General features: G+C 45.6%; 26 protein-coding genes, 1 pseudogene and 1 other annotated feature. Of the genes and pseudogenes, 19 read left to right on the plus strand and 8 right to left on the minus strand.

The genetic code is table 11. The features are described 5' to 3' along the window. Nucleotides 1–16: 16 nt before the first annotated feature. The 3 genes from FHS19_RS16465 to FHS19_RS16475 form a co-directional block, all read right to left on the minus strand. Nucleotides 17–865 carry a class I SAM-dependent methyltransferase gene (locus tag FHS19_RS16465; protein ID WP_183582819.1) on the minus strand — a complete coding sequence of 283 codons (849 nt, stop codon included), beginning with the start codon at nt 863–865 and terminating at the stop codon, nt 17–19. Between the two features lie 99 nt (nt 866–964). Continuing rightward, on the minus strand, nt 965–1,819 hold the full coding sequence (locus tag FHS19_RS16470; RefSeq protein ID WP_183582820.1) for a M56 family metallopeptidase: 855 nt from the start codon (nt 1,817–1,819) through the stop codon (nt 965–967). Further along, nucleotides 1,809–2,219, minus strand: a complete 411-nt coding sequence (locus tag FHS19_RS16475; protein WP_183582821.1) for a BlaI/MecI/CopY family transcriptional regulator — start codon at nt 2,217–2,219, stop codon at nt 1,809–1,811. The genes FHS19_RS16470 and FHS19_RS16475 overlap by 11 nt, the downstream gene beginning before the upstream one ends. Nucleotides 2,220–2,543: 324 nt before the next feature. Between FHS19_RS16475 and FHS19_RS16485 the strand changes: the two genes are divergently transcribed. The 7 genes from FHS19_RS16485 (at nt 2,544) to FHS19_RS16515 (ending at nt 8,626) form a co-directional block, all read left to right on the plus strand. Beyond that, entirely contained in the window at nt 2,544–3,713 is a 1,170-nt protein-coding gene (locus tag FHS19_RS16485; protein WP_183582823.1) for an MFS transporter, read from the plus strand. Between the two features lie 161 nt (nt 3,714–3,874). Beyond that, nucleotides 3,875–4,309 carry an Rrf2 family transcriptional regulator gene (locus FHS19_RS16490; protein ID WP_376771890.1) on the plus strand — a complete coding sequence of 145 codons (435 nt, stop codon included), beginning with the start codon at nt 3,875–3,877 and terminating at the stop codon, nt 4,307–4,309. A 131-nt stretch (nt 4,310–4,440) separates the two neighbouring features. After that, complete coding sequence (locus tag FHS19_RS16495) at nt 4,441–5,325, plus strand: SDR family oxidoreductase (protein WP_183582824.1); 885 nt, start codon at nt 4,441–4,443, stop codon at nt 5,323–5,325. Between the two features lie 599 nt (nt 5,326–5,924). Then, nucleotides 5,925–6,200: an ArsR/SmtB family transcription factor gene (locus FHS19_RS16500; RefSeq protein WP_183582825.1), complete on the plus strand. Its 276-nt coding sequence runs from the start codon at nt 5,925–5,927 to the stop codon at nt 6,198–6,200. Nucleotides 6,201–6,339: 139 nt separating this feature from the next. Further along, nucleotides 6,340–6,870: a 5' nucleotidase, NT5C type gene (locus FHS19_RS16505; RefSeq protein WP_183582826.1), complete on the plus strand. Its 531-nt coding sequence runs from the start codon at nt 6,340–6,342 to the stop codon at nt 6,868–6,870. A gap of 511 nt (nt 6,871–7,381) precedes the next feature. After that, nucleotides 7,382–7,617 (plus strand) — a binding site (T-box leader). A 47-nt stretch (nt 7,618–7,664) separates the two neighbouring features. Continuing rightward, nucleotides 7,665–8,198, plus strand: a complete 534-nt coding sequence (locus FHS19_RS16510; protein ID WP_183582827.1) for a GNAT family N-acetyltransferase — start codon at nt 7,665–7,667, stop codon at nt 8,196–8,198. A gap of 182 nt (nt 8,199–8,380) precedes the next feature. Beyond that, nucleotides 8,381–8,626, plus strand: a complete 246-nt coding sequence (locus tag FHS19_RS16515; RefSeq protein WP_183582828.1) for a hypothetical protein — start codon at nt 8,381–8,383, stop codon at nt 8,624–8,626. Nucleotides 8,627–9,224: 598 nt separating this feature from the next. On the opposite strand, the gene FHS19_RS16520 is transcribed toward FHS19_RS16515, so the two are convergent. Further along, nucleotides 9,225–10,268, minus strand: coding sequence for an aldo/keto reductase (locus tag FHS19_RS16520; RefSeq protein WP_183582829.1), 1,044 nt, complete (start codon nt 10,266–10,268; stop codon nt 9,225–9,227). A gap of 155 nt (nt 10,269–10,423) precedes the next feature. On the opposite strand from FHS19_RS16520, the gene FHS19_RS16525 reads away from it, so the two are divergent. After that, nucleotides 10,424–11,062 carry a TetR/AcrR family transcriptional regulator gene (locus tag FHS19_RS16525; protein ID WP_183582830.1) on the plus strand — a complete coding sequence of 213 codons (639 nt, stop codon included), beginning with the start codon at nt 10,424–10,426 and terminating at the stop codon, nt 11,060–11,062. Nucleotides 11,063–11,187: 125 nt separating this feature from the next. Here the strand turns inward: FHS19_RS16525 and FHS19_RS16530 are convergent, their stop codons facing one another. Further along, nucleotides 11,188–12,342 carry an MFS transporter gene (locus FHS19_RS16530; protein ID WP_183583013.1) on the minus strand — a complete coding sequence of 385 codons (1,155 nt, stop codon included), beginning with the start codon at nt 12,340–12,342 and terminating at the stop codon, nt 11,188–11,190. A gap of 162 nt (nt 12,343–12,504) precedes the next feature. Beyond that, nucleotides 12,505–13,266 (minus strand): SDR family oxidoreductase, encoded by a 762-nt coding sequence (locus FHS19_RS16535; protein WP_183582831.1) that lies wholly within the window; start codon nt 13,264–13,266, stop codon nt 12,505–12,507. 335 nt (nt 13,267–13,601) lie between these two features. On the opposite strand from FHS19_RS16535, the gene FHS19_RS16540 reads away from it, so the two are divergent. Further along, nucleotides 13,602–14,459, plus strand: a complete 858-nt coding sequence (locus FHS19_RS16540; RefSeq protein ID WP_183582832.1) for a helix-turn-helix transcriptional regulator — start codon at nt 13,602–13,604, stop codon at nt 14,457–14,459. 789 nt (nt 14,460–15,248) lie between these two features. Here FHS19_RS16540 and FHS19_RS16545 read toward each other — a convergent pair. Then, nucleotides 15,249–15,596, minus strand: a complete 348-nt coding sequence (locus tag FHS19_RS16545) for a winged helix-turn-helix transcriptional regulator (protein WP_183582833.1) — start codon at nt 15,594–15,596, stop codon at nt 15,249–15,251. A gap of 175 nt (nt 15,597–15,771) precedes the next feature. On the opposite strand from FHS19_RS16545, the gene FHS19_RS16550 reads away from it, so the two are divergent. The 5 genes from FHS19_RS16550 (at nt 15,772) to FHS19_RS16570 (ending at nt 19,445) form a co-directional block, all read left to right on the plus strand. Further along, nucleotides 15,772–16,524 carry an SDR family oxidoreductase gene (locus FHS19_RS16550; protein WP_183582834.1) on the plus strand — a complete coding sequence of 251 codons (753 nt, stop codon included), beginning with the start codon at nt 15,772–15,774 and terminating at the stop codon, nt 16,522–16,524. Between the two features lie 493 nt (nt 16,525–17,017). Beyond that, nucleotides 17,018–17,440: a MarR family winged helix-turn-helix transcriptional regulator gene (locus FHS19_RS16555; RefSeq protein ID WP_183582835.1), complete on the plus strand. Its 423-nt coding sequence runs from the start codon at nt 17,018–17,020 to the stop codon at nt 17,438–17,440. 69 nt (nt 17,441–17,509) lie between these two features. After that, nucleotides 17,510–18,322 (plus strand): SDR family NAD(P)-dependent oxidoreductase, encoded by an 813-nt coding sequence (locus FHS19_RS16560; RefSeq protein WP_204797536.1) that lies wholly within the window; start codon nt 17,510–17,512, stop codon nt 18,320–18,322. A gap of 185 nt (nt 18,323–18,507) precedes the next feature. After that, a complete protein-coding gene (locus FHS19_RS34920) occupies nt 18,508–18,648 on the plus strand; it encodes a DUF2716 domain-containing protein (protein WP_246426664.1) in 141 nt (46 codons plus the stop codon). Nucleotides 18,649–18,899: 251 nt separating this feature from the next. Then, nucleotides 18,900–19,445, plus strand: a complete 546-nt coding sequence (locus FHS19_RS16570; protein ID WP_204797537.1) for an ankyrin repeat domain-containing protein — start codon at nt 18,900–18,902, stop codon at nt 19,443–19,445. Between the two features lie 646 nt (nt 19,446–20,091). Here FHS19_RS16570 and FHS19_RS16575 read toward each other — a convergent pair. Then, nucleotides 20,092–20,532 carry a DUF6376 family protein gene (locus tag FHS19_RS16575; RefSeq protein ID WP_183582837.1) on the minus strand — a complete coding sequence of 147 codons (441 nt, stop codon included), beginning with the start codon at nt 20,530–20,532 and terminating at the stop codon, nt 20,092–20,094. A gap of 153 nt (nt 20,533–20,685) precedes the next feature. On the opposite strand from FHS19_RS16575, the gene FHS19_RS16580 reads away from it, so the two are divergent. The 5 genes and pseudogenes from FHS19_RS16580 to FHS19_RS34925 form a co-directional block, all read left to right on the plus strand. Next, nucleotides 20,686–20,832, plus strand: a complete 147-nt coding sequence (locus tag FHS19_RS16580) for a LacI family DNA-binding transcriptional regulator (protein WP_246426595.1) — start codon at nt 20,686–20,688, stop codon at nt 20,830–20,832. A gap of 369 nt (nt 20,833–21,201) precedes the next feature. Then, nucleotides 21,202–21,609 (plus strand): WG repeat-containing protein, encoded by a 408-nt coding sequence (locus FHS19_RS16585; protein ID WP_183582838.1) that lies wholly within the window; start codon nt 21,202–21,204, stop codon nt 21,607–21,609. 886 nt (nt 21,610–22,495) lie between these two features. Further along, the gene (locus tag FHS19_RS16590; RefSeq protein ID WP_204797538.1) at nt 22,496–22,792 is read left to right on the plus strand and encodes a hypothetical protein; all 297 of its coding nucleotides are present in this window, start codon (nt 22,496–22,498) and stop codon (nt 22,790–22,792) included. Between the two features lie 866 nt (nt 22,793–23,658). Further along, nucleotides 23,659–24,033, plus strand: a complete 375-nt coding sequence (locus FHS19_RS16595) for a nuclear transport factor 2 family protein (RefSeq protein WP_183582840.1) — start codon at nt 23,659–23,661, stop codon at nt 24,031–24,033. Between the two features lie 365 nt (nt 24,034–24,398). Beyond that, nucleotides 24,399–24,482: pseudogene (locus FHS19_RS34925) on the plus strand (TetR/AcrR family transcriptional regulator); the annotation flags it as partial. Between the last annotated feature and the right edge of the window lie 48 nt (nt 24,483–24,530).

The raw sequence follows: 24,530 nt of genomic DNA on the forward strand, positions 1-24,530 counted from the left end.
TTTATATTTTAATTGATTATTTATTGCCGTACACAAGAAGAGATTCACACGGCGCCGCGAACCCATTCGGACCTTCGAACGGTTTAAGTGATTCCAAGATTTCGTCAAGAGCAGCTTTACGTTGCTTCTCAGATAATTGGTTAAGAAGATTTACCATTCCTCCGGAACCCATTGCAATTCGTTCTTCAAGGAACGTTTTTGCATTCAACGCCCGGTAGACTCGCGGAATCGGTTGTACCTGTACCTCTTGAAAACCGGCAGTTTGAAACAGGGGAATGAGTTTTTTCGGGCGACCCAAGGAGAAAATGCCTGCCGATTCTAATAAAGTCGAGCTTCGGCCTACGGTACGCAGAAGGATGGACATAGGGACGGAGAACGCCAAGTTTTGCTCGGGGCTAGACCATACGACGGCCGCAAATCTACCGCCCTTTCGAAGCGCTTTGTAAATACCGGAGAGGGCAAGATCGAGGCGAGCAACAAACATGAGACCGTGCTGGCATATGACGGCATCGAACGATTCCGACTCCAAATCCATTTGTTCCGCGTCCATGACTTGAGTCGATATATTCGTCATGCCTTCTTGCTTGGCCGACTCCGCAGCCGCATTCAACATCGACTCCGAAATGTCGGTCGCCAGCACGAATCCGTTCGTTCCCGCGATGCGCGCAGCGGCAAGACTCTGTTCCCCCGAACCTGCGGCAATATCAAGTACGCGGCTTCCGGGCTTAATATCGGCTGCTTCAAGCATGCGTCGAGTAGTCTGTCCCATGATATCTTCACGCATGGCAGCCTGACGTTGCCAGGCAGCTGCAATATGAGGCGACTGCCAAGCAGTGGAATCAGATTCAGATGGTTGATGAGTCATCTTGATACCTCCAATATAAAAAGATCCAACTAATTACTACATTATTGTAGTAGTTAGTTGGATCTTTTGTCAAGCCGCTTATTTCGACTTCTTTTCGGGTTAGACGACAGGGGATAAAGAGAGCAGAAGATGAGTAAGAAGAACAAGAATCAGCATCAAGCTAATCGCCGAAACGATCCATTCTTTGATTGGAATCGGCTCGTCCGTAACTTGATTGGACACGAGTGCATCGATTCGGGATCCGAGCAAGTCATCGATTCCTGGGGACGTTAAGTCGAGAGGCGGAGTCGCAACTCGAATTTCCGACAGCTTAAATAAACCAATCGCCAATGCTTTTTGTCCTGCGCGGCGGACGGCATATTCGTCGGCGGCAAGCTCTTTCTTTAGGAAATACCGGCTCCGTAATCGGCGAAGGACGGGGAAGAAAAACATGGAGCAGCATATCCCGTGAGAAACCAACATCCGAAGGGGATCCTTTTTCACACAATGATAATACTCATGTTCCATGATCGCGATCAGCTCCGGTCCATCGATGATTTGAAGGAGCGCCTGGCTGATCATAATTCTCGGACGGATGAAACCGTACGCAAAAGCGATCGGTTCGGCATCCTTTGTAACCAGAACTGGAATGTTTTTGGAAGCGGAAAAGGCTTTCACGGCCGAAGGGATGTCTGCAGATAAACGGTACTGAAAAGGCTTCAACGACCGATACGTGTTGCGAAGGACTTGGATCGCTCTCGCCATAAACAGAAAAACAATGACAAAGATCAGGAACACCAAGACGAAAAAAGTAACGGGAATGCGGCTGTTCGAAAATGAGAATCCCGAAAAGCTCGTCATCCTATCGAAGGCAGTATGAACTGCGGCATCGGCGAAAACAACCAGAGCGATCAATAGACCGATGCCAAACAAACCAGCCGGCAACAGCAGGGTGGAGAACGGATTACTCTTCATTTTCCTCACCATTTTCCAACCGCTCGATTAACGACTTCAATTGCTCCATCTTGCTCGGATTGGAGCTAATCTTGCCTACGAACTGGGCGATCGCGGTATCGCCGAAATCATCGAGCACGTTTTGAATGGCCTGCGATGACATCCGCTCCACATATTCCTGCACAGTAAACGCTGGAATGTATTTATGCTGCCGTCCGACTTTGACGCGTTCGAGAACTCCCTTTTCGGCCAAGCGGCTCATAATGGTCATGATCGTCGTGTAGGCATATTGCTTTTCTTGATTCAGCCGTTCGAGAACATCTTGTACGGCAGCTTCGCTCTGCTCCCAGACAATGCACATGACTTGAAGCTCCAATGGCCCCAACAATTTGGATAAAATATCTATCTGATTCTCTTCCATCGGAACACCTCCTTTTAACTACATATATGTAGTATACCTAACAACCGCATATTCACAAACTGCAAGGCCACTATCTGGATGAAATTCAGCTTCATGTGGTTCCTGTCATGCTCGGACTTGGAACGCGTTTGTTTGAACAGGATCATCCGAACCAACAAGAATGGCAATGCGTGACGGTACGGCAATCATCAGACGCGGTGCACCTCCGATATCGTGTAAAACCAACACAAGAGAAAGAGGCAGCGGACATTCAGCGTTGACCTTGCAGGCGGCAGGGATTATGCTAGAAGCATCTTGCGTAATCTGCTGCAAAGGAAGCTGCTTATGACAACGCCGGTTCGGCTCTCCTATTTTTATCTATTCTATTTCTTTATTTATATGGGCAACGCGGTATACGGCACCTTCATTCCGCTTTACTTCCGCGATGCGGGATTTGACTCTTCGCAGATCGGCATTCTGCTTGGCATCGGACCGCTCGTCGCCATTCTCGCACAGCCGTTTTGGGGAACGCTCAGCGACCGGGCCAGAACCAAAAACACCATCTTGCTGATGCTGATTGCCGGGAGCGGAGGCGCCATGTTGCTGTATCCGTTATCCGACGGGTTCGGCTACTTGCTCGGCATGATCACCATCTTCACCTTCTTCCAGGCCTCGATTTTCGCAGTCAGCGACGCGATTACGCTTGAAGAATTGGATCGGCAGCGATGGGCAAGCGGGTTCAGCCGGATTCGGCTGGCGGGCACGCTCGGTTTCGCGATCATGTCGATCGCGTTCGGCTTGATCGCCGAGAAGCGGGTAGACCTGTTGTTTTCGGTCTACGCGATGGTCATGGCCGTGTCGTTCCTGTTCGTCCTCCGTTTTCCGTCTGTGGCCGGCCATCAGAAATCTGGACGGCGCATCCGGATCTGGATCTTATTTCGCAATCGCAAGCTCGTATTTTATTTGGCGGTCAATTTCGTTCTTCATATTACATTGGGATACTATTATACGTTTTTTCCCTTATATTTTCAGGAGTTGGGCGGCAGCAACGCTTGGCTCGGTTGGTCGATGGTCATATCGTCGCTCAGCGAGGTTCCATTCCTGCTGCTAGCGGGGAAGATATTCCAGCGGGTTCGCATCCACTACATCTTGTTCGGCGCAGGCATCGCGGCCGCTCTGCGGTGGTACTTGTTCTCGGCCATCCATGATCCTTATTGGACGATTCCGGTGCAGGTGCTGCACGGCTTAATCTTTATCGTATTGTCCGTCACGATGGCGACCGTCATCAACCGGGAAGTGCCGGATGAGCTCAAAGCGAGCGGACAGACGCTCAACGCCCTGCTGTGTCTTGGCGTCGCCCGTTTGATCGGAAGCTATGCGGGCGGAGAAGCGAGCGAGATCTGGGGGATGCGCGACGTGTTCATGTACAATGCGGTGCTTGCCATCGGATGCATTGTCGTATTCGCGGTCTTGTTCCGGCGGATGGAACGTCGCTCGATTACGCATTCGTCGTGATCAAAATTGCAAATGTAGCGAAGATCGCCCCGCGGATTCTGCTTCAATAGCAGCATTCGCGGGACTTTTTTTCGTAACCCGTACACGGCAGACAGCCTGTTTCTTCGGATATGAAGGTTGACAAGATTATTAGGTGCAACTAAACTGGTTACATTAAGGGGGTGCCTACGGTTAAAATAAGCACTAGATTCTCTGTAGCCATTCATATACTGAGTATGCTATCCATAAAGAAAGATACGATTTATACTTCAGAAATGGTTGCAAGCAGTGTAAACACAAATCCGGTGGTCATTCGCAGAGTAACGGGGATGTTAAAAAAGGCTGGATTAGTCGATGTCAATTTGGGCTATGGAGGATCATACCTTTTAAAACCAAGCGAAGAAATCACGTTGCTCGATGTATATCGAGCCGTAGATGTAGTGAATGAGGGGCAATTGTTTCAGATTCACGAAAATACGAGCCTGAGTTGCATTGTGGGAGCAAATATTCAAGATGTTCTTCGTATTATTTTAAAAAAAGTTGAAATTTCCATGGAGGATGTTCTTGCAAGCTTCACCATAAAAGATGTGGTTGACGGTATATTAAAAAGGGCCTAGTCATCTATTATTTTTTTAGTGTATAATGTAACTGTAATAGTTACGGTTACAATGGAAGGGCCCGGTCTCGATCCGAATCTCTTGGAGCGATACAGTGTACGAAGCGTCTAATTAAAAAGGAGATAATAAAAATGGGAAAATTACTTGTTACTGGTGCTACCGGCAGTCTTGGAGGTAGAACGCTAGAGCTTCTTCTTCTGAAAGTTCCGGCAAATCAGGTCGCTGTACTCGTACGTAATCCGGAATCGGAGAAAATGGCAGGTTTTATTAAAGAAGGCGTGGAAGTCCATCAGGGAGACTATTTCGATTACAACTCTCTTATGCGAGCTTTTACCGGCGTTGAAAAGGTGATGCTGATTTCCGCGCAAGCATTTACCGACCGTAACACCCAACATTTTAACGTCATCGCCGCCGCAAAACAGGCAGGTGTACAGCAGGTGATATACACGTCGATTATACGAAGAGAAGATTCGGGTTTTATCATGCCCGAGGTTACGATATCGGACACCTTTGCGGAACAGGCGCTCAAGGCATCCGGCTTAGCCTATACGATTATGCGGAATCCGCCGTATCTCGAAGTCATGCAAAATTATTTCGGCAGCAATGCTTACGAAGTCGGCGTAAGGGTACCAGAAGGTTCCGGCAAAGTCGCCGCTGCATCCCTGTATGATTTGGCGGCAGCCAACGTGGCCGTCCTTACCCACGACGGTCACGAAAATAAGACTTATACGCTGAACGGCAGCGAGGCGAGATCATTTGCAGACATCGCTGAGGACCTCTCCGAGATTAGTGGAAAAAGAGTTGCTTATGTGCCTATTAGCGAGAAGGAATACGTAGAGAACTTTACGAATAACGGGTTTCCGCTTCCCGCTGGCGAGTTCTTATCGGCTTGGGTACGGGGCATTAACAGTGGAGAGTTCTCTGAAACGTCTGGAGATCTCGAGCGTCTAATCGGTCGAAAGCCAATGACATTCAAACAATTTTATCAACGCGCTTATTCCAGCAGTAAGAATTAACTTAAAGGCGGCAGGAAGCAGCGTTCCGTTTATGTTGTACATAACACAATATCCCGAATCGAAGGCGCTGACAAAATCAGCGCCTTTTTTTGTTTCATACCCTGCCGCGACCGGCGCTTGAACCGTTTCGAGTTTATAAATAATTTATATAGCTGTGCTAGAGTGTAAGGACTTAGTGGCTTTTCATTTCATGAAGACCGCATGAAGTTTTTTTGTCCTTCGGGGATGCCTCTGTTGTGTATTATGATGCATTCTTCCGTGGGGAATCGAATGTGGTGTCAATGATTCGGATCTCTCTGCAAACTGACGTAAAAATTAGATGGAGTGTATGTAGTGATGAATCTGCAGAGGAACTTTTCAAATTACATCAATTGTACTTTCCGGTGGATGACTTCGATGGAGTACAGCGTTTTGCCTGAAAGTTGTAGCGGCCCGCCGGCTATGCCGGAGGGCATTGATAGAAATGCGTTAACCTCTGTTCCTACTGAATGGAGCCGTGATCCTACAAGATATTACGAAAGTTCCAATAGGCTACAATATGCTTGTACAACAACCGGACGGTACAGTAATTGAATTTGTTGAGCACACAAGGTCTACCCATGTTAAATAACGAGCAAAGAGTCAGAATTTTCAGAGCACTGGCTGATGAGACACGGCTGAACATAGTACGAATACTTTACGTTAACAACAAAGAGATGAGTTGCGGAGAACTGGGACGAATTTGCGATGCTTCCAAATCAAATACTTCATATTACTTCCGTATATTACGAGAAGCAAATTTGATCAAAGTTCGCAAAGATGCACAAACAAAGTATGCAAGTATCGATTTGGAGACTTTTCATTTTTACTTACCTGGTTTTCTGAACACGTTGTAAGATAGGCTCCCAAGGCAGGAAAGAAAAGTTTCAGAAGTGTCGATGCTGGTAGCGAGCACTTCTGACTGGTGTTAGTAAAAAAAACGAGTATAATGGTGTTCGAAGTTACATGTTTCAAGTTTAGGAGGGGAGAGGCTATATGCAAAGAATTGCGATTGATATGGACGAAGTTATAGCTGACTTTAACCCGAAACATCTACGAGTGTTTAATCGTGATTACAAAGAGAGTCTCACTGTGAATGACTTGGTGGGAACGCGTCTTAGGGAGTTGCGTCCTCAGTTAAAGAATGAGATTATGGCTTACTTAAAAGATCCTGCGTTTTTCCGTGATTTAGATGTAATGAAAGATAGCCAGGAAGTAATCAAACGGTTAAGCGAACGGTTTGAAGTTTTCATCACCACAGCAGCGATGGAGTTTCCAACTTCTTTCACTGCGAAATATGAATGGCTAAAGGAACATTTCCCATTTATCGATGAGATGAATTTTGTTTTTTGCGGAGATAAGAGTATTATCCATGCGGATTACCTTATTGATGATAATGTAAGGCATTTTCAAGGATTCAAAGGTCAGGGGATTTTGTTTACGGCACCGCACAATATAGACGAAACAGGATACATTAGAGTTAACAACTGGTTGGAAATACAGGAGTATTTTCTCTTCTCAAAATAAAATGTTAAGAAAAGAAGGAGAAATTGCGACCACTTTTCGAAAAATTGACATGCACCCTGAGATAAAGTTGCCAGGGTGCATGATTCGTTATTGCCTTTTGCTGCTAAGAACCCGACGATGTGTTTGGTTAGCGCAGCTGGCGTGGCGCTGTCTTCGCCAATACAAGGACAGCGCTAACAAGCGGGTGTCGCATTGCTCGGCAACGGGTTTTTATTTTTTCTGCAACTAAGCGAAAAGGGCGCAGCAGCGCAGTATATTGTCGAAGGACAAGAACATAGTCCCATTGAAAGTCGCTATGTTAGCGGCTTTTTTGTTTTATCGGTACAAGTTCTTGTCCCGAGCCCAGGACAAGAACTTGTACCGATTGCCGTAATGGACAAGAACATGAGCCGATTAACGATAAGCTCATTAAGCTAACAGGCAGCATAGTTCAATTATATGTTCATTGTTGTTTGATTAAATTATTGACAGAATATTCCGATTATCTTATATTGAGCTTAATTCAAAGTTTTCAAATGCGACGAAGAGGACAAGTAGATCCGGAAACGCCGTTCAGAGAACTGCCGGTTGGTGCGAGGCAGTGGGGTCCCGAATCAAAAAATCGTCTCTGAGCAGGCCCCCGAAATAATAGTAGACGGGCCCGGGATTCTACCGTTACAAAGAAGCATCGTTGTTGGACGATGGCTAAGAGGACGTTTTATGTAAACGTCAATCAGGGTGGTAACGCGGAGTAACTCCGTCCCTTATGGGATGGGGTTTTTTTGCGTTCTAATTTAATAATTGGAGGTATTCAAATGAGAAAGGTAATGGTTACAGAACGTCTGACATTGCGGCCACTTGAGCTTCATGACGCTGAATCAATGGCGAAATTGGCTGGAGAAAAAGAGGTGGCGGATACTACGCTGAACATGCCTCATCCTTATCCAACAGGTTCGGCTACTTCGTTTATCAAAGCGAGGCATGAGGCTGCAGAAAGAGGTGATGGTTACTCTTTCGCTGTTACTTTAACGGAAGATAACGCGTTTCTCGGAGTCGTTGGCCTACACGTAAATAAGAGGCACAATATGGCTGAGTTAGCGTATTGGATAGGTAAACCGTATTGGAGATGTGGCTTTTGCACTGAGGCAGCCGCAAAGGTAGTTCAGTTTGCATTTGATGAGCTTAAGTTAAATCGCGTATTTGCTGCAGCGATGACGCGAAATCCTGCATCTTATAAGGTTATGGAGAAAATCGGAATGAAATATGAAGGGATTCTGCGTAATCATATTCGCAAGGGAGACGTTTATGAGGATCTGAGGCATTATGGACTTTTGCGGAGTGACGATTGAACTAATAACGGGAAACGATAGCTCAATAAATCTCAAATACGCGGCTGCCGTATGATCGGCAGCCGCGTTGTGCTAACGGGCAGGATACTTCCAATTGCTGTATAATTAATATGCGAAATGGTTTGATATAAGGGATCCAGTTTGCGAAGCTGGATCAAATGCTTCAGGGTAGAGGTGCTCCGGTGAATGAAAAGTCCATTGCTCAGCTTTACGTAATGACGGCAAATATTCCGGAAGAAGGCGTAGAGAAATTTAATGATTATGAAAGTCATGTACTACCTTTACTTAATGAGCACGGCGCGAAATTGGAAAGAAGACTCCAAAGCCCTGATCGTCTCATTGAGATTCATATCATCTGGTTTCCATCAGACCTAGGCGCAACGAGCGTATCTATCTTCTTGTTGAATCAGGCGCTGAGATTGAGTTAAGGGTGATGAAAGACTTGAAGTAATAAGCTATCGGGGAACGATAGCTCAATGAAGGCATTTGAAGGCAGCCGCCACAAAAGCAGGTTGATGAAGTACAGAATTAACAAGAACGATGTTGAGACAGATCTCTGTCGAGGGACAAGAACATAGTCCCAATGAAAGCCGCTATTTTAGCGGTTTTTTTGTTTATCGGTACAAGTTCTTGTCCCGAAGAAAAGACAAGAACTTGTACCGACTGCCGTAAAGGACAAGAACATAATCCGATTACCGATTAGATAAGCATCAAACTACATTTCACTACACTAATTCATTATGCTAACGGGCAGGTTAACGCCAAAACTTCCGTCGCCCCGTATCAAACATAGTCACACCTAGATTAAATGCTCCTTGAATCGTACGCACAGAGTCTTCATTGTCAGGCATCATCATCGTTCCGAGGCTGATACCTGAGACTTCGAGTCCTTGGTTACCCAGTTTTCTCTTCTCTAGCATATAGGTTCCCTCATTACGAATGTTATTATTACAGAACTTCTGCTATAACTGTTTGGAGTTGACTCAGAATAACTCGGTTGCCTTAGTTCATCTTAGACTTCAAGATTCATTTAACAAGTGAATCCTCAATTTGCTGCTTTCTCGACGCACTCCATGTATCAATCATCCATCCTGGATATTCCACAGTTAGCTTGCTTGCCTCGTTCAAGGCTTGAAGGTCCTCTTCGGTCAGACGAATTGTTGTCGCTCCAATATTTTCATTCAGCTGTTCAACTCTCTTGGTACCGATAATAATGCTTGTGACGGCTGATTGGTGCAGCAGCCAGGACAATGCCAACTGAGCAACAGTCGTTTGCTTTTGCTCCGCCATTACCTTCAAAACGTCGATTATGTCATACGCTTGTTCCTTATTAACTGGTGGGAAGTCCAAATTCGTACGACGGCTTTCATCAACGCTGGTTTGTTCCCGACTGTATTTCCCGCTTAAAAAACCTCCTGCCAGCGGGCTCCAAATCATAAGTCCCAAGCCTTCACTCTCTGCCATTGGAATTACCTCTCGTTCAAGCTCTCTTCCAGCTAGCGAATAGTAGGCTTGAACCGACGCGAATTTTTCAAAGTTGTTCAACTTCGATATTCCAATGGCTTTTTGAATTTGCCAAGCGGCCCAGTTGGAAACACCGATATAACGAACCAATCCTTGCCGAACAAGATCGTTTAAGGTACTTAGTGATTCCTCAATTGGTGTTGCAGGATCAAAGCCATGAAGCTGATACAGATCGATATAATCGAGCTGTAATCTTTGAAGACTTGCTTTAACTCCATCCATGATGTGGCCACGTGAGGATCCACGATGATTCGGGCCTGTTCCCATATTTCCAAACACTTTGGTAGCAACGACAACATCGTCTCTTTTGATTCCCAGATTTTTTAATGCTTGACCCGTAATGCGCTCCGATTCACCACCGGAATACGTATCGGCAGTGTCAATAAAGTTAATTCCGGCCTCAATGGCTCTTGCAAGCAGTCCGTCAGCATCTTTCTGGCCAACATGGCCAAACACGCTGAAATCATCCCTTCCTCCAAAAGTCATAGTACCAAGAGCCAATTCAGAAACAAAGAGACCTGTTGAGCCGAGTTTTTTATATCGCATGAAAATTACCTCCATGATTGTAAAAGTTGCACCGGTGTGAAAAAAATATAGCATACAAATTAAACGAAGTAAACTAAAACTTAAAATAAGTACACTTTGTATCTTTCGTCTGATTGCGTTATAATGTTGGTACATATATTAGCAGGAGGCTTCTTATGGATCGCTCGACCAAAACAAAGTATTTTGAACTGATACTTCCACATATCCGCAAGCGCGGCTTCAGTCACATGAAGATCGATGAAATTCTTAAGTATTTAAACATAAGCAAAGCCACGTTTTATAAGCATTTTTCTTCGAGGGACGATTTGATTGAACAACTTGTGATTGATTATGCTTCGCAGGTTGTTGATGTGGATCCAATCGTCTTAGATAAAGAAATGCCATTTAGCCGACGCTTTCAACGTATATTTGAACAGTCGATGCTTAGCGTTTTGATCATGTCAGATGAATTTTATTACGATATTAAGCAAAACCAACCCGCGCTGATTTCACATATCACAGCTGCACAGACTAAGCGATGTGACCTATTACAACAGTTTTACCGTGAGGGATTTGATAAAGGTATTTTCCGATCTATTAACCCGGTCGTATTTTTTTTGCAGGACGATCCCGTTCTACGTAGGTTAATGGACCCGTTCCTGCTTAATTACTACAACACAACGCTAAAGCAACAATTTCTGGATTACTACACAATAAAAAAAGCTTCACTATTTAAAGACAATTTTCTAAACACGGTGGAAGACAAACTTATTGAGCAGAAAATTACCGATATTCTTAGAATCAGTCTTAACTAAAGAAACTATATCGACTCCGAAAAAGAACCTTGAAAAATCAAGGTTCTTTTTCATTTGCACGTATCTTCTTGTCTTTTTTGAGAGTTTGGCTGTTCGGTTCCTCTGCATGCAGACTAGTCTGTGCATTATTCTGCAAATGAAGTTTGATCCTTCACTTGACGTTTGCTGCCGAAGACTACAGCAGTTGTTGCAGCAGCTACAGCAATGGAAGCAGCAGCAATCCAAGTAATCGCGTGCAGCGATACATGTTCGATAATGACGCCACCGATCCCGGCACCTGCCGCCATAGCCAGTTGCAATACGGAAGTGTTCAAGCCAAGCATAATGCCGGATGCCTCCGGAGATAATGTAATCAGATAATATTGCTGGGTTGGAGCGGACGACCAGGAGAAGAAGGACCAGAGCATCAGAAGGACAAATACAAGGAATGCTGCAGTGCCGGAGGCTGCAGAAAACACGATCAGCATAACCATATTAAGCAGCATCCCTCCGGTTAATGTCTTTGCAACTCCCCATTTGTCCGTGCTGAATCCGCCTGCCTTAGAACCGATCAGACTAGCGATACCATATGCAAACAGCGCAACGCTTACCCAGCGTTCGCTCATATTGGCAACTTCGAGCAGATAAGGGGACAGGTAGGTAAAGGCAATGGCATAACCCAATATCCAAAAGAATGTAATGCCTAGCGCTAGCGCGATTTGCGGTTTCTTCACCATAGTTAGTTGTTTTGCAAGGGAAACCGGCTCTTCGCCATCCATACGCGGTATAGACCGTGCAACAATGGGCATACCGAGAATGGAAAGCAGAGCGATACCGCCGAAAATCAGCTTCCAATCGTAAGATGCTGCGATGATTCTGCCAAGCGGTACGCCTAGAATTAGCGAGGCGCTAATTCCCATAAGCACAATGGCGATTGCGCTCCCCTGTTTGTTAGGAGGGGCTAGTTTGGCGGCTACGGTAAGTGAGGTCACCACAAATACACCTGTACCTAGAGCCATAATGACCCTCGCTAGCAACATGAAGCCATATCCGGGCAAAATAACTACTAAAGCGTTGCCTACGACGATGAAGGCAAGTGAATAAAGCAGCAAGTCCCGTCGATTGATCCGGGCCGTAACTGCCATCAGGATAGGAGTTCCGACAGCGTATGCCAATGAGAAGGCCGTTATGAGCTGACCAGCGGCAGATATTGTCACCCCGATATCCGCAGCAACTTTATCTAATATGCCCGCGATCATGTATTCGGATGTCCCGATGAGAAAACTGACCGCGGCAAGCATGTAGACTTTCCAGTATTTATTCGTATTTATCAATTCCTTCAATTGTTAATTTTGCGCAAGCTGAGAAAAAGAGTGACGGCAATTAGCGCTTTGGATAACACCTCATTACCGTCACAATCCCTGTTTAGTTACAAGAGTAAAATCAAGAATTTAATTTTAAGCTTACCAAGGAAGTTCTGTTTCCATGTGGATAAACCTTCCTGATGGGCCGTTTTCAGGCAAGGTGGCTAGTCGGATGCTTGTTTTTGCACCATCTGATACATCCGTATCTGCGTATTTACCGCCAAGCTCCGTTTTCACCCAGCCTGGATGGGCTGCGTTTACTTTGATTGGCGTTTCTTTAAGTTCATGCGCAAGATGAATCGTAAAGGAGTTCACTGCTGCTTTTGAAGCGTTGTAAGCCAGCAGCTTCAAATCGTATATAGGAGATGCGGAATCCGATTGGAGCGTAAGCGAACCAAGAATGCTGGACAAATTAACGATTCTGGCGGCAGGCGATTTGCGCAGCAACGGCAGAAGAAGTTGTGTCAGCTCAACCTGAGCAAAAAAGTTGGCGTTGAACGTTTGCCGCAATACCTCATAAGACACAGAGGTCGTATTATTCATCGGCGAAAGATGTTCAACCTCTAATTGAACTCCAGCGTTGTTAATAAGAATGTCCAATCTGCCAAACTGCTGTTCAAAATAAGCATAAGCTCCGCGTAGGTCCTCTGAATTCGTAAGATCTAGCGCAAGAATGTCGGCTTGAATGCCTTCGGCAAGCAGCTGGCTAACGGCTTCTTCACCTTTAGCACGGTTACGCACACCGATGACCACAATTGCACCTAGTCTTCCGAGCTCGCGTGCCGTCTCAAAACCAATCCCGCGGTTGCCTCCAGTAACAAATGCAACTTTTCCATCGAGAACCTTTTCAGTGGTATTCATTTTTTATTTCTCCTCTCGTTTTGACTCGTTTTTTTGTTTTACAAGCATAGCCGCTGTCGGCTCTATGGTTCATTTGCTGGGCACAGCACACAGCAAATTAATTTAGTCATTTCGGATTGCCTCCTCTTTGTTCCGTGCAAGAACATCATAAAACGATTTTTCGCCGTGAGACAGTACCGCGTTTATTGTGCAATTACGGATACAACAACTCCTGAACCTAGTACTGTGACTACCACCTTTATATCTCAGTACGTTGTAACGAAGAGGGGCATAGGTTGCTTTTTGCCAGAGAATGAGGAAAATATAAAATGGAACAACTCGGGGAGGAATTAATCATGAGTGAAGATATACGACGCAAGGAGCTGGCCGATTTTCTGAAAAATCGCCGTCAGAGATTAAACCCGGAAGCTGTCGGGCTGCCAGGCTCCAATGGCATCAGGAGACGTTCAAGCGGACTGCGCCGGGAGGAAGTAGCCACGCTTGCCGGTATTTCACTGCATTGGTATACCGCTTTGGAGCAAGGCAGAGATATTCGGGTATCGAACAGCGTGCTGGAAAGCTTGGCCAGAGTGCTTCATTTGGAGCAGGATGAACGGGTTCATCTCTATATACTCGCAAATCGTAACGCGCCGTTTGAATCCTCGTCCGAGGCACCCACGACTATGCATTCTGATCCTGAACTGGCCCTTATCGTAAATCAATTCGGTCACATGCCCGCTTATGCGATTGATGGGCAATGGAACCTGCTGACGTGGAATGAGGCAGCTTCAAAAATGTTCGGAGGATTTAACCATATTTGTGAGAAAAGCGGAATGAAAAATTTCATTTATTTGTTATTTACGGATCCGGAATTACGAAATAAATTCGTGGATTGGGAGTCATCTGCCGCCAAGTTGGTCGCTGCCTTTAGGACGGCATATGCCCGCAGAATGGAGAATCCATGCGTAAATGTGATAGTTGAAGACTTAGAAGAGGAAAGCGCTGAATTCGCGGAGATGTGGAAACGACATGATGTCAGGTCGCTGCGAGAAAATCAGTTTCGTCTTGTACATCCGGCAATAGGGGAGTTGGATGTGCGGTCAAACGCCTTTTATGCGGCGGGACATGAGGATGCCACTTTGGTTGTTTATACGCCGGCAACTGTTGTTGATGAGGACCAGTTGAGAAAGCTCGATGAAGTTTCATTTCCGTGAGAATGTAAAAAAGAGGCTCTCCAGAAGCGAAGTGCGAGCGGCCGGCGATATAATCCAGAACTAAATCATTTTGTCGGATGAAAAGAACATAGGCAGAAAGCCGCATAGAGCTGTTCTGCACTTATGGGTTCCGCAAATCGGGTTTCCGGATCGGCATCGGAAATTTTTTGAACAGAAGGGGAAAGAAATCGCCTGTTTCGAGGAAAGGCTATTGTGCTACCAGTTATTCAAGGGACTCGATGGGCTGCGATTTTACGCCAAGAAAGGCGACAAGCCGAGTTACGACTTTATGAAATCCCAATTGATCCCGCTCCTAAAGCAGGCAAAGTAGAAGGCGGCATAACAAGATCCAGGACCTTAATTGCATGATGTCGGAGGACAAGAACATAGTCCCATTGAAAGTCGCTATTTTAGGCGGCTTTTTTATTTTATCGGTACAAGTTCTTGTCCCATGCCAAGGACAAGAACTTGTACCGATTACCGTAATGGACAAGAACATGATCCGATTGCCGATTAGGTATAAATCCAATCGGTTTCCACCCGCTATTCATTAAGCTAACGGGCAGAATAGTGTAACTAATTTCCTTTGATATTAATTGATAAATTCAAGATACAAGAGAAAGGGAAAAGGAATTTGAACGTAAGCTTGAAATGTCTAAAGAGCAAGCTTATAACATGACAAGGGAAGCATTCGATATAATCATTCAGTATTTCGAACACCTCAACTCAAATCCAGAATTGTTGATGTCTCAACCATTTCTCAATCGTCAACCCCCTACTGCAGTACTTTTAATCGATATGCAAAATTTGCACTTCTCCTTCAGCGAATGTTTTATCGGCATAACCGTCACCCCATTGACAAAGCGCTCTTAGAATCGGTTCAAGCGATTGCCCAAGCTCTGTGGTCGAATATTCGACCTTCGGAGGGACCTGATTAAACATTTTTCTGCTTACAAGTCCATCAGCTTCCAATTCTCTAAGCGTTTGGATAAGCATTTTTTGAGAAATATTATGCACAAGCCGCTTTAACTCACTCGTTCGTTTTGGACCATGTATCAAATAATATAAAACTAGCCCTTTCCATTTCCCCCCAATTACCTCCAACGTAACTTCAAGGTTACAGTAATAAACTTTCATTTAGTAATCTCCTCCAGCGTCAATTATTACTTTTTGGTTACTATATCACAAAAAAGTGGGTACTTCTATTATTATTACTTTTGATACATAATTTAATTTGTGGGATCCGCTTATCTTGTCATCAGCACAACAGCGATGTTAGCCACAAATCGACGCAAGAAGGGAGAAGTTTACTATGCAAAACAAATCTGTTGCCTTAGTCACCGGGGCTAATCAAGGAATTGGTCTTCAGATCGCAAAGGATCTTGTGGCACACGGCTTCACTGTACTGGTCGGGTCGCGCAATATAGAACGCGGCGAGGCTGCGGCCAAGGAGGTTGGGCCGGATGCACACGCGCTCCAGCTCGACGTGACGGATCAGGCTTCGATCGCCGCAGCGGCGGAGCGCATCCGGAGCGAAATCGGACGTCTCGACGTGCTCATCAACAACGCGGCCATCTCGCACGCGGGCAAGCCGGGCAGATCGCCCGAGGAGATCACGAAGTCGAGCCTCCCGAGCAACGTGTCTCTCGATGAAGTGCGTGCGGTGTGGGAGACCAACGTATTCGGCGTCCTCGCCGTTACCCAGGCGATGCTACCGCTCCTGCGCGAGGCGCCAGCAGCCCGCATTGTCAACGTGTCGAGCGGCGTTGGCTCGCTGACGTTGAATTCGGACCCGTCGTTCCCCTTTCGTTCGCACTTCAGCCCTGTCTACCCTGCGTCCAAGACAGCTCTCAACGCTATGACGCTCGCCATGGCTATCGAGCTGGAGCCGACTGGAATCAAGGTCAACGCCGTCTCCCCGGGCTACACCAAGACGAAATTCAACAACTATACGGGCACGGAGACTGTCGAGGAGGGCGCCAGCGAGGCGGTTCGCGTTGCGCTCCTTGGCTCGGAAGGCCCGACAGGTACGTTCACGCACGCAAACGGAACGTACCCGTGGTAATGTAGTCTCGAGGCGCTACACAACTGCTCTACAGGCGGACACTCATAATGTGTTCGCTTTTTTATTGAACAAAGCGCTATCAAAGTAAAGGCCACACCTCAGGGGTGGCCTTAAAACTGTACGCTCATGTCCTGGCGCAAAGGACACTTAGAGCTAATGCAGAAGACACGTGCAGAATAAAAACTACTAACGTGTCGAGGGACAAGAACATAGTCCCATTGAGAGTCGCTATTATAGCGGCTTTTTTGTTTTATCGGAACAAGTTCTTGTCCCGAGCCCAGGACAAGAACTTGTTCCGATTACCTTAATGGACAAGAACATTGTCCGATTACCGATTAGATAAGTATCCCAACAGCAGGGTACCCATGCAAAAATTCATTAAGCTAACGGGCAGGATAGTTTAATAAAATTCGGCGCTTGACATGCGCAAACTATTCAAGATATATTTAGATTATAGATAGCCGGCAAAGTAAAAAACCGAGGGATGGTACATATGAACTCATTTAAAGATGATATAGCCTACGCTCTCATTCAGTTGATCAAAGAGCACCGCAGGCAGGCTGATGAAGCACTTAAACAGCTTGGTTTGCATGCAGCGCAAGAGTTTGTACTCTTTTTGCTCTGGGAAGAAGATGGTCTATCTCAATCTCAACTCGCGGCTCGCCTCAAGCTAGAGCTCCCGACGATTACTAAATCAGTGCAGCGCATGGAACGTATCGGTTTGGTAAGGCGCCATGTTGACGAGAAGGACACACGTATTTCACGTGTCTATCTTACCGAAGCCGGACGCGAACTCTATGAGCCAGCCATGCAAGTATGGAAGAATCTCGATGCTCGCATCTGCCTCAATATGACTGAACTTGAACAGGCATTGTTCCGTCGTTTGCTTCAACAGGGCCTGGCGAACCTTTCCTAAAGGGAGAGTCGCCTTTTCTGGATTTTATAATTAGCCGGCTATCTATAATAAGAAAGGATGGATATGTATATGGGTATGGAAGTACTATCGATGAAGGATCGTATTGCCTTAGTGACAGGAGGTAGTCGTGGTATTGGTGCAGCAACAGCGATTCAGCTTGGACAGCACGGCGCTCGTGTGGCCGTCAACTACTACCGTAATAAAACGGCTGCTCAAGAGGTAGTAGAAACCATTGAGAGAGCTGGAGGCAAGGCACTTGCCTTTCAAGCGGATGTTACGAAGCAAGAGGAAGTTGAACAAATGGTTTCGCACGTTCGTGAGACTCTCGGGCCAATTGATACACTGGTTCTCAATGCTCCAGCGTCAAGCAGCTCCTCTTCTGAGATTCCTGCTCACGAACAGCTTCAGGCGATCCTTGCCCCTTTCACAGCAAGTCGATGGAACATTTTGGATTCATTTGTTCGAGGTCAATTACAAGCTGCATACTATCCAAGCCAGGCGGTTCTTCCAGATATGATGACACAACAACGAGGAAGTATCATTTTCGTCAGTGCTACCCATGCTCGCCGACCAAATGAAGGAGGAATAGCAGTAGCTGTAGCCGTAGCCAAGGCCAGCGTAGAGTCGATGATGCAGCATATGGCATTGGAACTGGGGCCAGTTGGCATTCGGGTCAATACAGTAGGTGGAGGAATGATTCTTACCGATCTTAACGCCGGAGCGCCACAGGAGATAAAAAACCAGATAGCTCAAATGACTCCTTTGCGGAGGAATGGCCGACCGGAAGATGTGGCCTCTGCCATTACCTATCTGGCCTCAAATCAAGCCTCATTTGTGACCGGAGCGTATCTCACTGTAGACGGCGGAAACTTTATCATATAAAAGATATGAAAGGAACGGCGTTTTAGTAAGCAAAGCAACAATTGTTGCGCTGACGGGTACGATAGCTCAATAAAACAAGAAGGCAGCCGACCACTCGATCGACTGCAATTCAGCTGAGCCATTTGCCCAATCCCGAAAATGGGCAACTGCATATGATGGGTGCAAACCTACTTAAAGGAGTGGTAATGTTTTGTACCCATATCAGCCAAATCAGGTTATCCCCGCTCAGATCGATTCATCCTGATGGAGATTATCATTTCTTCTTCGCTAGGGATTTTTCTTGGGGAATTTTAGGTCATCCATGGGAAGAAACAATTACTATCTAACGGTGAAAAGCTTATAAATTGTTTGTTAAAAGAACAACCGTTAATGCTACACAAAGTGGTTCAACAAGGGTAAGATATCGACTAATGTTTATTGAACTAACGGGGAACGATAGTTCAATAAACACCTATGATGAAGCTGCCGACAAGATCGGTGGCTTCATTACGTTAACAGGCAGGATAGTGAAAAAAGTAAAAATCAACACTTCATCGCAGGGGATAGATGGAAAATATAGAAAGATGGAAGTAGTTCGTTGTCAGATGGCATCTATATAAAAAAGAGTGAAGGGGAGGAAAACATGGAGACAATCAAAGACAATGATCCGATAGTCGTGGCGGTCACCCATATGATTCACGCCGGGGATGTAGAGGCTCTGCGTCGCTTGCTCGATGAAAACCCTATGCTTGCACCAGCCAGGATTGTAAACGACAAGGGTGGGTCAAGCACTTTTCTTCATGCGGTCACTGACTGGCCCGGGTACTTTCCCAATGGCCCGGTGATCGTTAAAATGTTTGTTGATGCGGGTGCCGACCCCAATGGCCCGATAACTGGTTCATGGCATTCTGAGACTCCCCTGCACTGGGCAGCAAGCAACGATGACGTTGACGTGGCTGAAGCTTTGATTGATGCTGGAGCGGACATTGGGGTACTTGGTGGTTCTATCGCTGAAGGCACTCTCTTGGACAATGCAGTTGGTTATGGCTGTTGGAACGTGGCTCGGCTTTTAGTCGCGCAGGGCGCCCGTGTCGACAGGCTTTGGCACGCCGCGGCCCTAGGGTTGATGTCTCGGGTTGAGTAACTTTTAAGTCATGATTCGTCATCAACTCCAGATCAAATAAACCATGCGTTCTGGCAAGCGTGCCATGGAGGACAACGTCGTGTGGCTGAATTTCTACTCTCCAAAGGAGCTGACATCAATGGGATTCCTGATTACACGGCTCAGATGCCACTCGATACAGCAGCCAGTCTTGATACCCGAAGGGACACAATGATCACTTGGCTGAAAAGAAAAGGGGCTAAATCGTCTGGGCTATAAGAGATGAACGAGTGCCTCATAACGCTAACGGGAAACGTTGGCTCAAGAAAAAGGAGTATTCGCCGGCGCCAGCTACTCTTTTTTTATACTGCATATTTAAACGTGTAGGCTTCGCTCATGTAGAATTCATCACCGATCTTGACTGCAAAGTTGTAATTTCAACGATTTTCAGGATTTTTTAAAAAAGATACAACAGCTGGAGGAAATGGCCCAACACTTACGGAACTAAAAATACAATGCTTATTTTAACGCACAGTAATCAACCAACTCAACCACGGTTAACCGTACATGTTCTTGTCGTCTTACATGAGCTCTGTCATGCACCCCCAAGTTAGCATACGCCTTTTTAGTATAACCAAGGCTGCCGTTTTTTTTAAAGCGGCAGCCTTGTCGAAATTTCAATATGAGGTTACAATCCCAAATTTTCGATCCTGTTCATTAAGCTTGTAATATCGCTGATCGTTGAGATAATCGGTGAATTCTGCAGCTGATCGAGCGCCACATTACCGCTAGCCAATACTTGATTGATCTCGTCTAACAGCATTTGATTTTTTTCGACTAATTGTTGGTGAAGATCCTTGGCAATGGCCGGGGCATCAATCAGATTATATTGTTCGATTTCTTTCTTTAATGCCGTTAATTGATCTTCTAGCTGCTGCTTGGTTTCGGGATTAGTTGCGGCATCTTGGATCTTTTGAGGGGCTTGTTCAGCGAAAACGGCCAGGTTATTTAAGTGTTCCTTAGTTTGATCGGCGTATTGCAGGGAGTTGTTTGCTTCTTGGAAAAAAGAACACGCGCTTAGCGTCATCGTTGACAGAACCAGTAATAGTATCATCATCAATTTCCTCATGGAATGACCTCTTCCTTTCCTTACGTTAACTTTTGCTTTATTTTTACATTTTTACGTATTAGGAGGAAAAGGGTTTCATCGGCGTTGTTGAGGTCACTCCGGTTTCCGTCAACGTCTGACGCGCGTCCCGTCCATTAGGAAGCCCATACTGAGATGGATAAACATACGATTTACCATATTGCCGAACGAGTCGGTGTTTTACCGTCCACGGTATCGAGAGCGTTATCGGGAAGAGGGTACTGCGGGGCCAAGACGAAGAGCAAAATTATCGCTGCGACAAAGGAACTGAAGAGGAAATAAGCTAACTAGAGATATTAGTACAGAATTTAAACTACCCTATTATTTTTTTTGTTGTTTTTAAATGTATAGAACATCTGTGATAACTCATAGTTCAAGTGCACTGTTGTTTCCAAATAAACTTAAATGTTCAAGGTTGTTTAGTTGCAATTTTTATTTTCCTCCTGAAAAAGTTGGGTTACAAACTTTGCCGTAGTTGTAGATGATAAAAAAAGAGAAACTGTAAGAAATTTCAGTTACATAGATTTTTTAACTTCTTCATTACTACTCTTATATTTACGACGATGGTATTCAGTACAAACGTGGCGGAGAAATCGCAGGCTGCCAGTGGGACCGCTATGCAGGCGCAGACAGGCGATCAACTGTATCCGATTGAAGTTAACGGAAAATACGGTTTCATCAACGGCAAAGGCAAAGGAGATCATCGAGGCGGTGTACGACGGATACGGGTATTCAGGAGTATCCAGAGGGGCGGTGTATGTCGAGGACCATGCGGTTAAAAAGCAATATTACTTCAGTTCGGCGGGCAGCGAGCTGTTCGAATATATGCTGAGAGGTGCCAGCGTTCTTTTTAATGACCGTGCGCTGTATACGACGCAGGTTCAGGACGCTGACGGAGGTACGGCGACACGGTACGGATATATAGACAGCCATGGCAAGGTGAGCATACAGCCCATCTACGCCCAGGCGTCTAATTTCTCCGAAGGTCTAGCTCGGGTCAATAAGATATTAAGTTTTATTAAGTCCGATCAGGATTACTCGGCATTTAAGAAATTATAAGTAAAAGAGAAATTAGTGGTTCCTTGGTGTCGAGGGACAAGAACATGGTCCCAATGAAGTCGCTATTTTAGCGGCTTTTTTATTTTATCAGTCAAATTTTTGTCCCGAGTCGAGGACAAGAACTTGTACCTTTTGCCGTAATGGACAAGAACATGTTCCGATTACCAATTAGATAAATATCTAACTGAATTTTAAAGCTATTCATTAAGCTAAAGGGCAGGATAGTTTAATTCCATATTTAGTGAGTAGGACCTTTTTTGGGATGTAATAGACCTGCTATAATTTTTGTAGATAGTAAGCCATTCAAATGATATGGGGTGCATTGGTTACGAAATGGAAAGGAAGTTTTTTAACGAGATTCATAGATTACTACTACCCGACTAATATTTCAGGTTACTACTGATGAAGAGGCTGTATCTCTTGATACCACTTGTCATTTTAGTTATCACAACATTTGTAATGAGTTTGATATTCTCCGAGTACTTTCATAAAAATGGACTTTCTGCAAGAGCAACTACACTTGTACCGATCATTTCAGTCGTTAGCTTCCTAATTGGTTATTTGTCCGCTTTGATTTTCAAAAAATCCAAGTAAATAGAATAGTATGTAAAATTATTATCTCTATCGGCATCCTCGGCAACATCAGGACCACTGACTCCTGTACATGTTCCCTACGGGTAAACTTGCCGCATCGACAGCTTGTTAAGCTAACGGGGAACGATAGCTCAATAAATACTCAAATACGCGGCTGCCGTATGATCGGCAGCCGCGTTGTGCTAACGGGCAGGATACTTCCAATTGCTGTATAATTAATATGCGAAATGGTTTGGTATAAGGGATCCAGTTTGCGAAGCTGGATCAAATGCTTCAGGGTGGAGGTGCTCCGGTGGATGAAAAGTCCATTGCTCAGCTTTACGTAATGATGGCAAAGATTCCGGAAGAAGGCGTAGAGAAATTTAATGATTATGAAAGTCATGTACTACCTTTACTTAATGAGCACGGCGCGAAATTGGAAAGAAGACTCCAAAGCCCTGATCGTCTCATTGAGATTCATATCATCTGGTTTCCATCTTCCCAATCGTTTGAGAATTATTGTACAGACCCTAAGCGCAACGAGCATATCTATCTTCTTGTTGAATCAGGCGCTGAGATTGAGTTAAGGGTGATGAAAGACTTGAAGTAATAAGCTAAACGATAGCTCAATGAAGACATTTGAAGGCAGCCGCCACAAAAGCCGATTGCCTTTTTCTTAAACTAACGGGCAGAATATTTTAAATTTTACGCGTGATCCTTATCCTGCTGCTCATTTACAGAACGATTGGGAAAAAGCATATTGCAAAAATGGAAGAAGAGCCTTCTAATAATAAGATGAAGTAAAGAATTAACAAGAACAAAAAAGCATTCTGTATAAACCACAAAAAAACGATTCGGATAAGGAATCGCTTCGAATAGCAGCAGCGCTTATTAGTTGGGGAATATATGGCGCAACGATTGATTGGCAACAAAACAGTACTCTAACAGCCGAAGAATACATTCAATTGGCGGTACCGCATATTTCGAATGGAATCGATTCCCTTTACCGTTAGCATATTTGCCTCACTTTACGACGTTTGTCGGATATACAACTTGACTCCTGTAATGTTGGTTGCGACTATAAGGTTAACAAGATAACCTTTGTGTATGCCCATTTGCTTTACTCACATTTCAGGAGGTGTACTTAATGAAAATAGAAGTATGGTCTTTTGACTAGATCGGAGGGGACAGCCCGCGTGCAGCAGTCGTCATGGAAATGGCCGACATCGAACCCCAACAGCTTGAGATGTGCCTCGCTCAGACGTGCGAACCCGCGCTCCGCCAAGCTGATCAGGTGCCCTGGTGTTGAAAAGCACATCCAACATTGATCCTACCCTTTGCATAAGCACCTATTTTATTGCATAGTTAGTTACTGATGTTACGCACATATCTTAAAAAACGCTAAAGGGGTCCCTTCCCTCTTGCATGGGAAGGTTACCCACGCGCCCCACGCCATTACGATAGGAGGAAACCCCAATGAACGGGAATGTAGACGTTCTCAAACGCATGTATGAACGCTTCAACTCGAGAGACATCGACGGCGTCCTTGCCGCACTCGCTGACGACGTCGCTTGGGCTAACGGAATGGACGGCGGCCACGTTTACGGCCGCGAGGCCGTTCGAGAATACTGGACACGCCAGTGGGCCATCGTCAGTCCGCACGTCGAGCCTGTAAGCTTCGACAAGGCTGCGGACGGGTCGGTTGTCGTGAAGGTCCAACAGACCGTTTGCGATCTCGAAGGCAGGCCACTGCAGGATCAAACGCATGGGCTGCAGGACAAGGTGGTCGGGCACGTGTTCCGCTTTCAGGAGGGCAAGGTCACCCGCTTCGACATTCAAGACGCCTCCTAGGTGCCTGGAGGCCGTTGAAGAACTATCGGTTTTCATTTTTGACGGCAAGTCTACCCCAAAAAAAAGACATCTACTCCCAGGTTTTTAGGGTGGATGTCTTCTTTTTTTGCACGATTAAGAGGCTCTGACTGGCTATCCTCAGTCCGCCAATTGGCCTTCCACGATCGTCAGGGTTTGCCCGACCTAGTCGACTTCCATTTCCTCGCCGGGCTTTCGTTGGATATGCATCGTCGCTTTTGTGGTGGCGGCATAACCCCGCAATAATTGCAGTACTGGGTGATCTTCAAGGGGATTCGGCCTAAGTCGGCAGGACTCAAGTATTCATGCCAAGGCAGGTTGAGTGTAACGCCCGGTTTTTGAAAGCTGAGAAAGAATCGCCTCAAGAAATAGCCATGATCCTATCAACCATATCCATTAATGGTCCCTTCTTTGCAGCTGGTTTGAAAAAGTGTATAATGCGTCAGAGCCTCTTGGTTAATGAAATCTGCCTCGCAACC

The sequence above is a fragment of the Paenibacillus rhizosphaerae genome (genome assembly GCF_014192015.1).
GTDB classification, from domain to species: Bacteria; Bacillota; Bacilli; order Paenibacillales; family Paenibacillaceae; genus Paenibacillus_AQ; species Paenibacillus_AQ rhizosphaerae.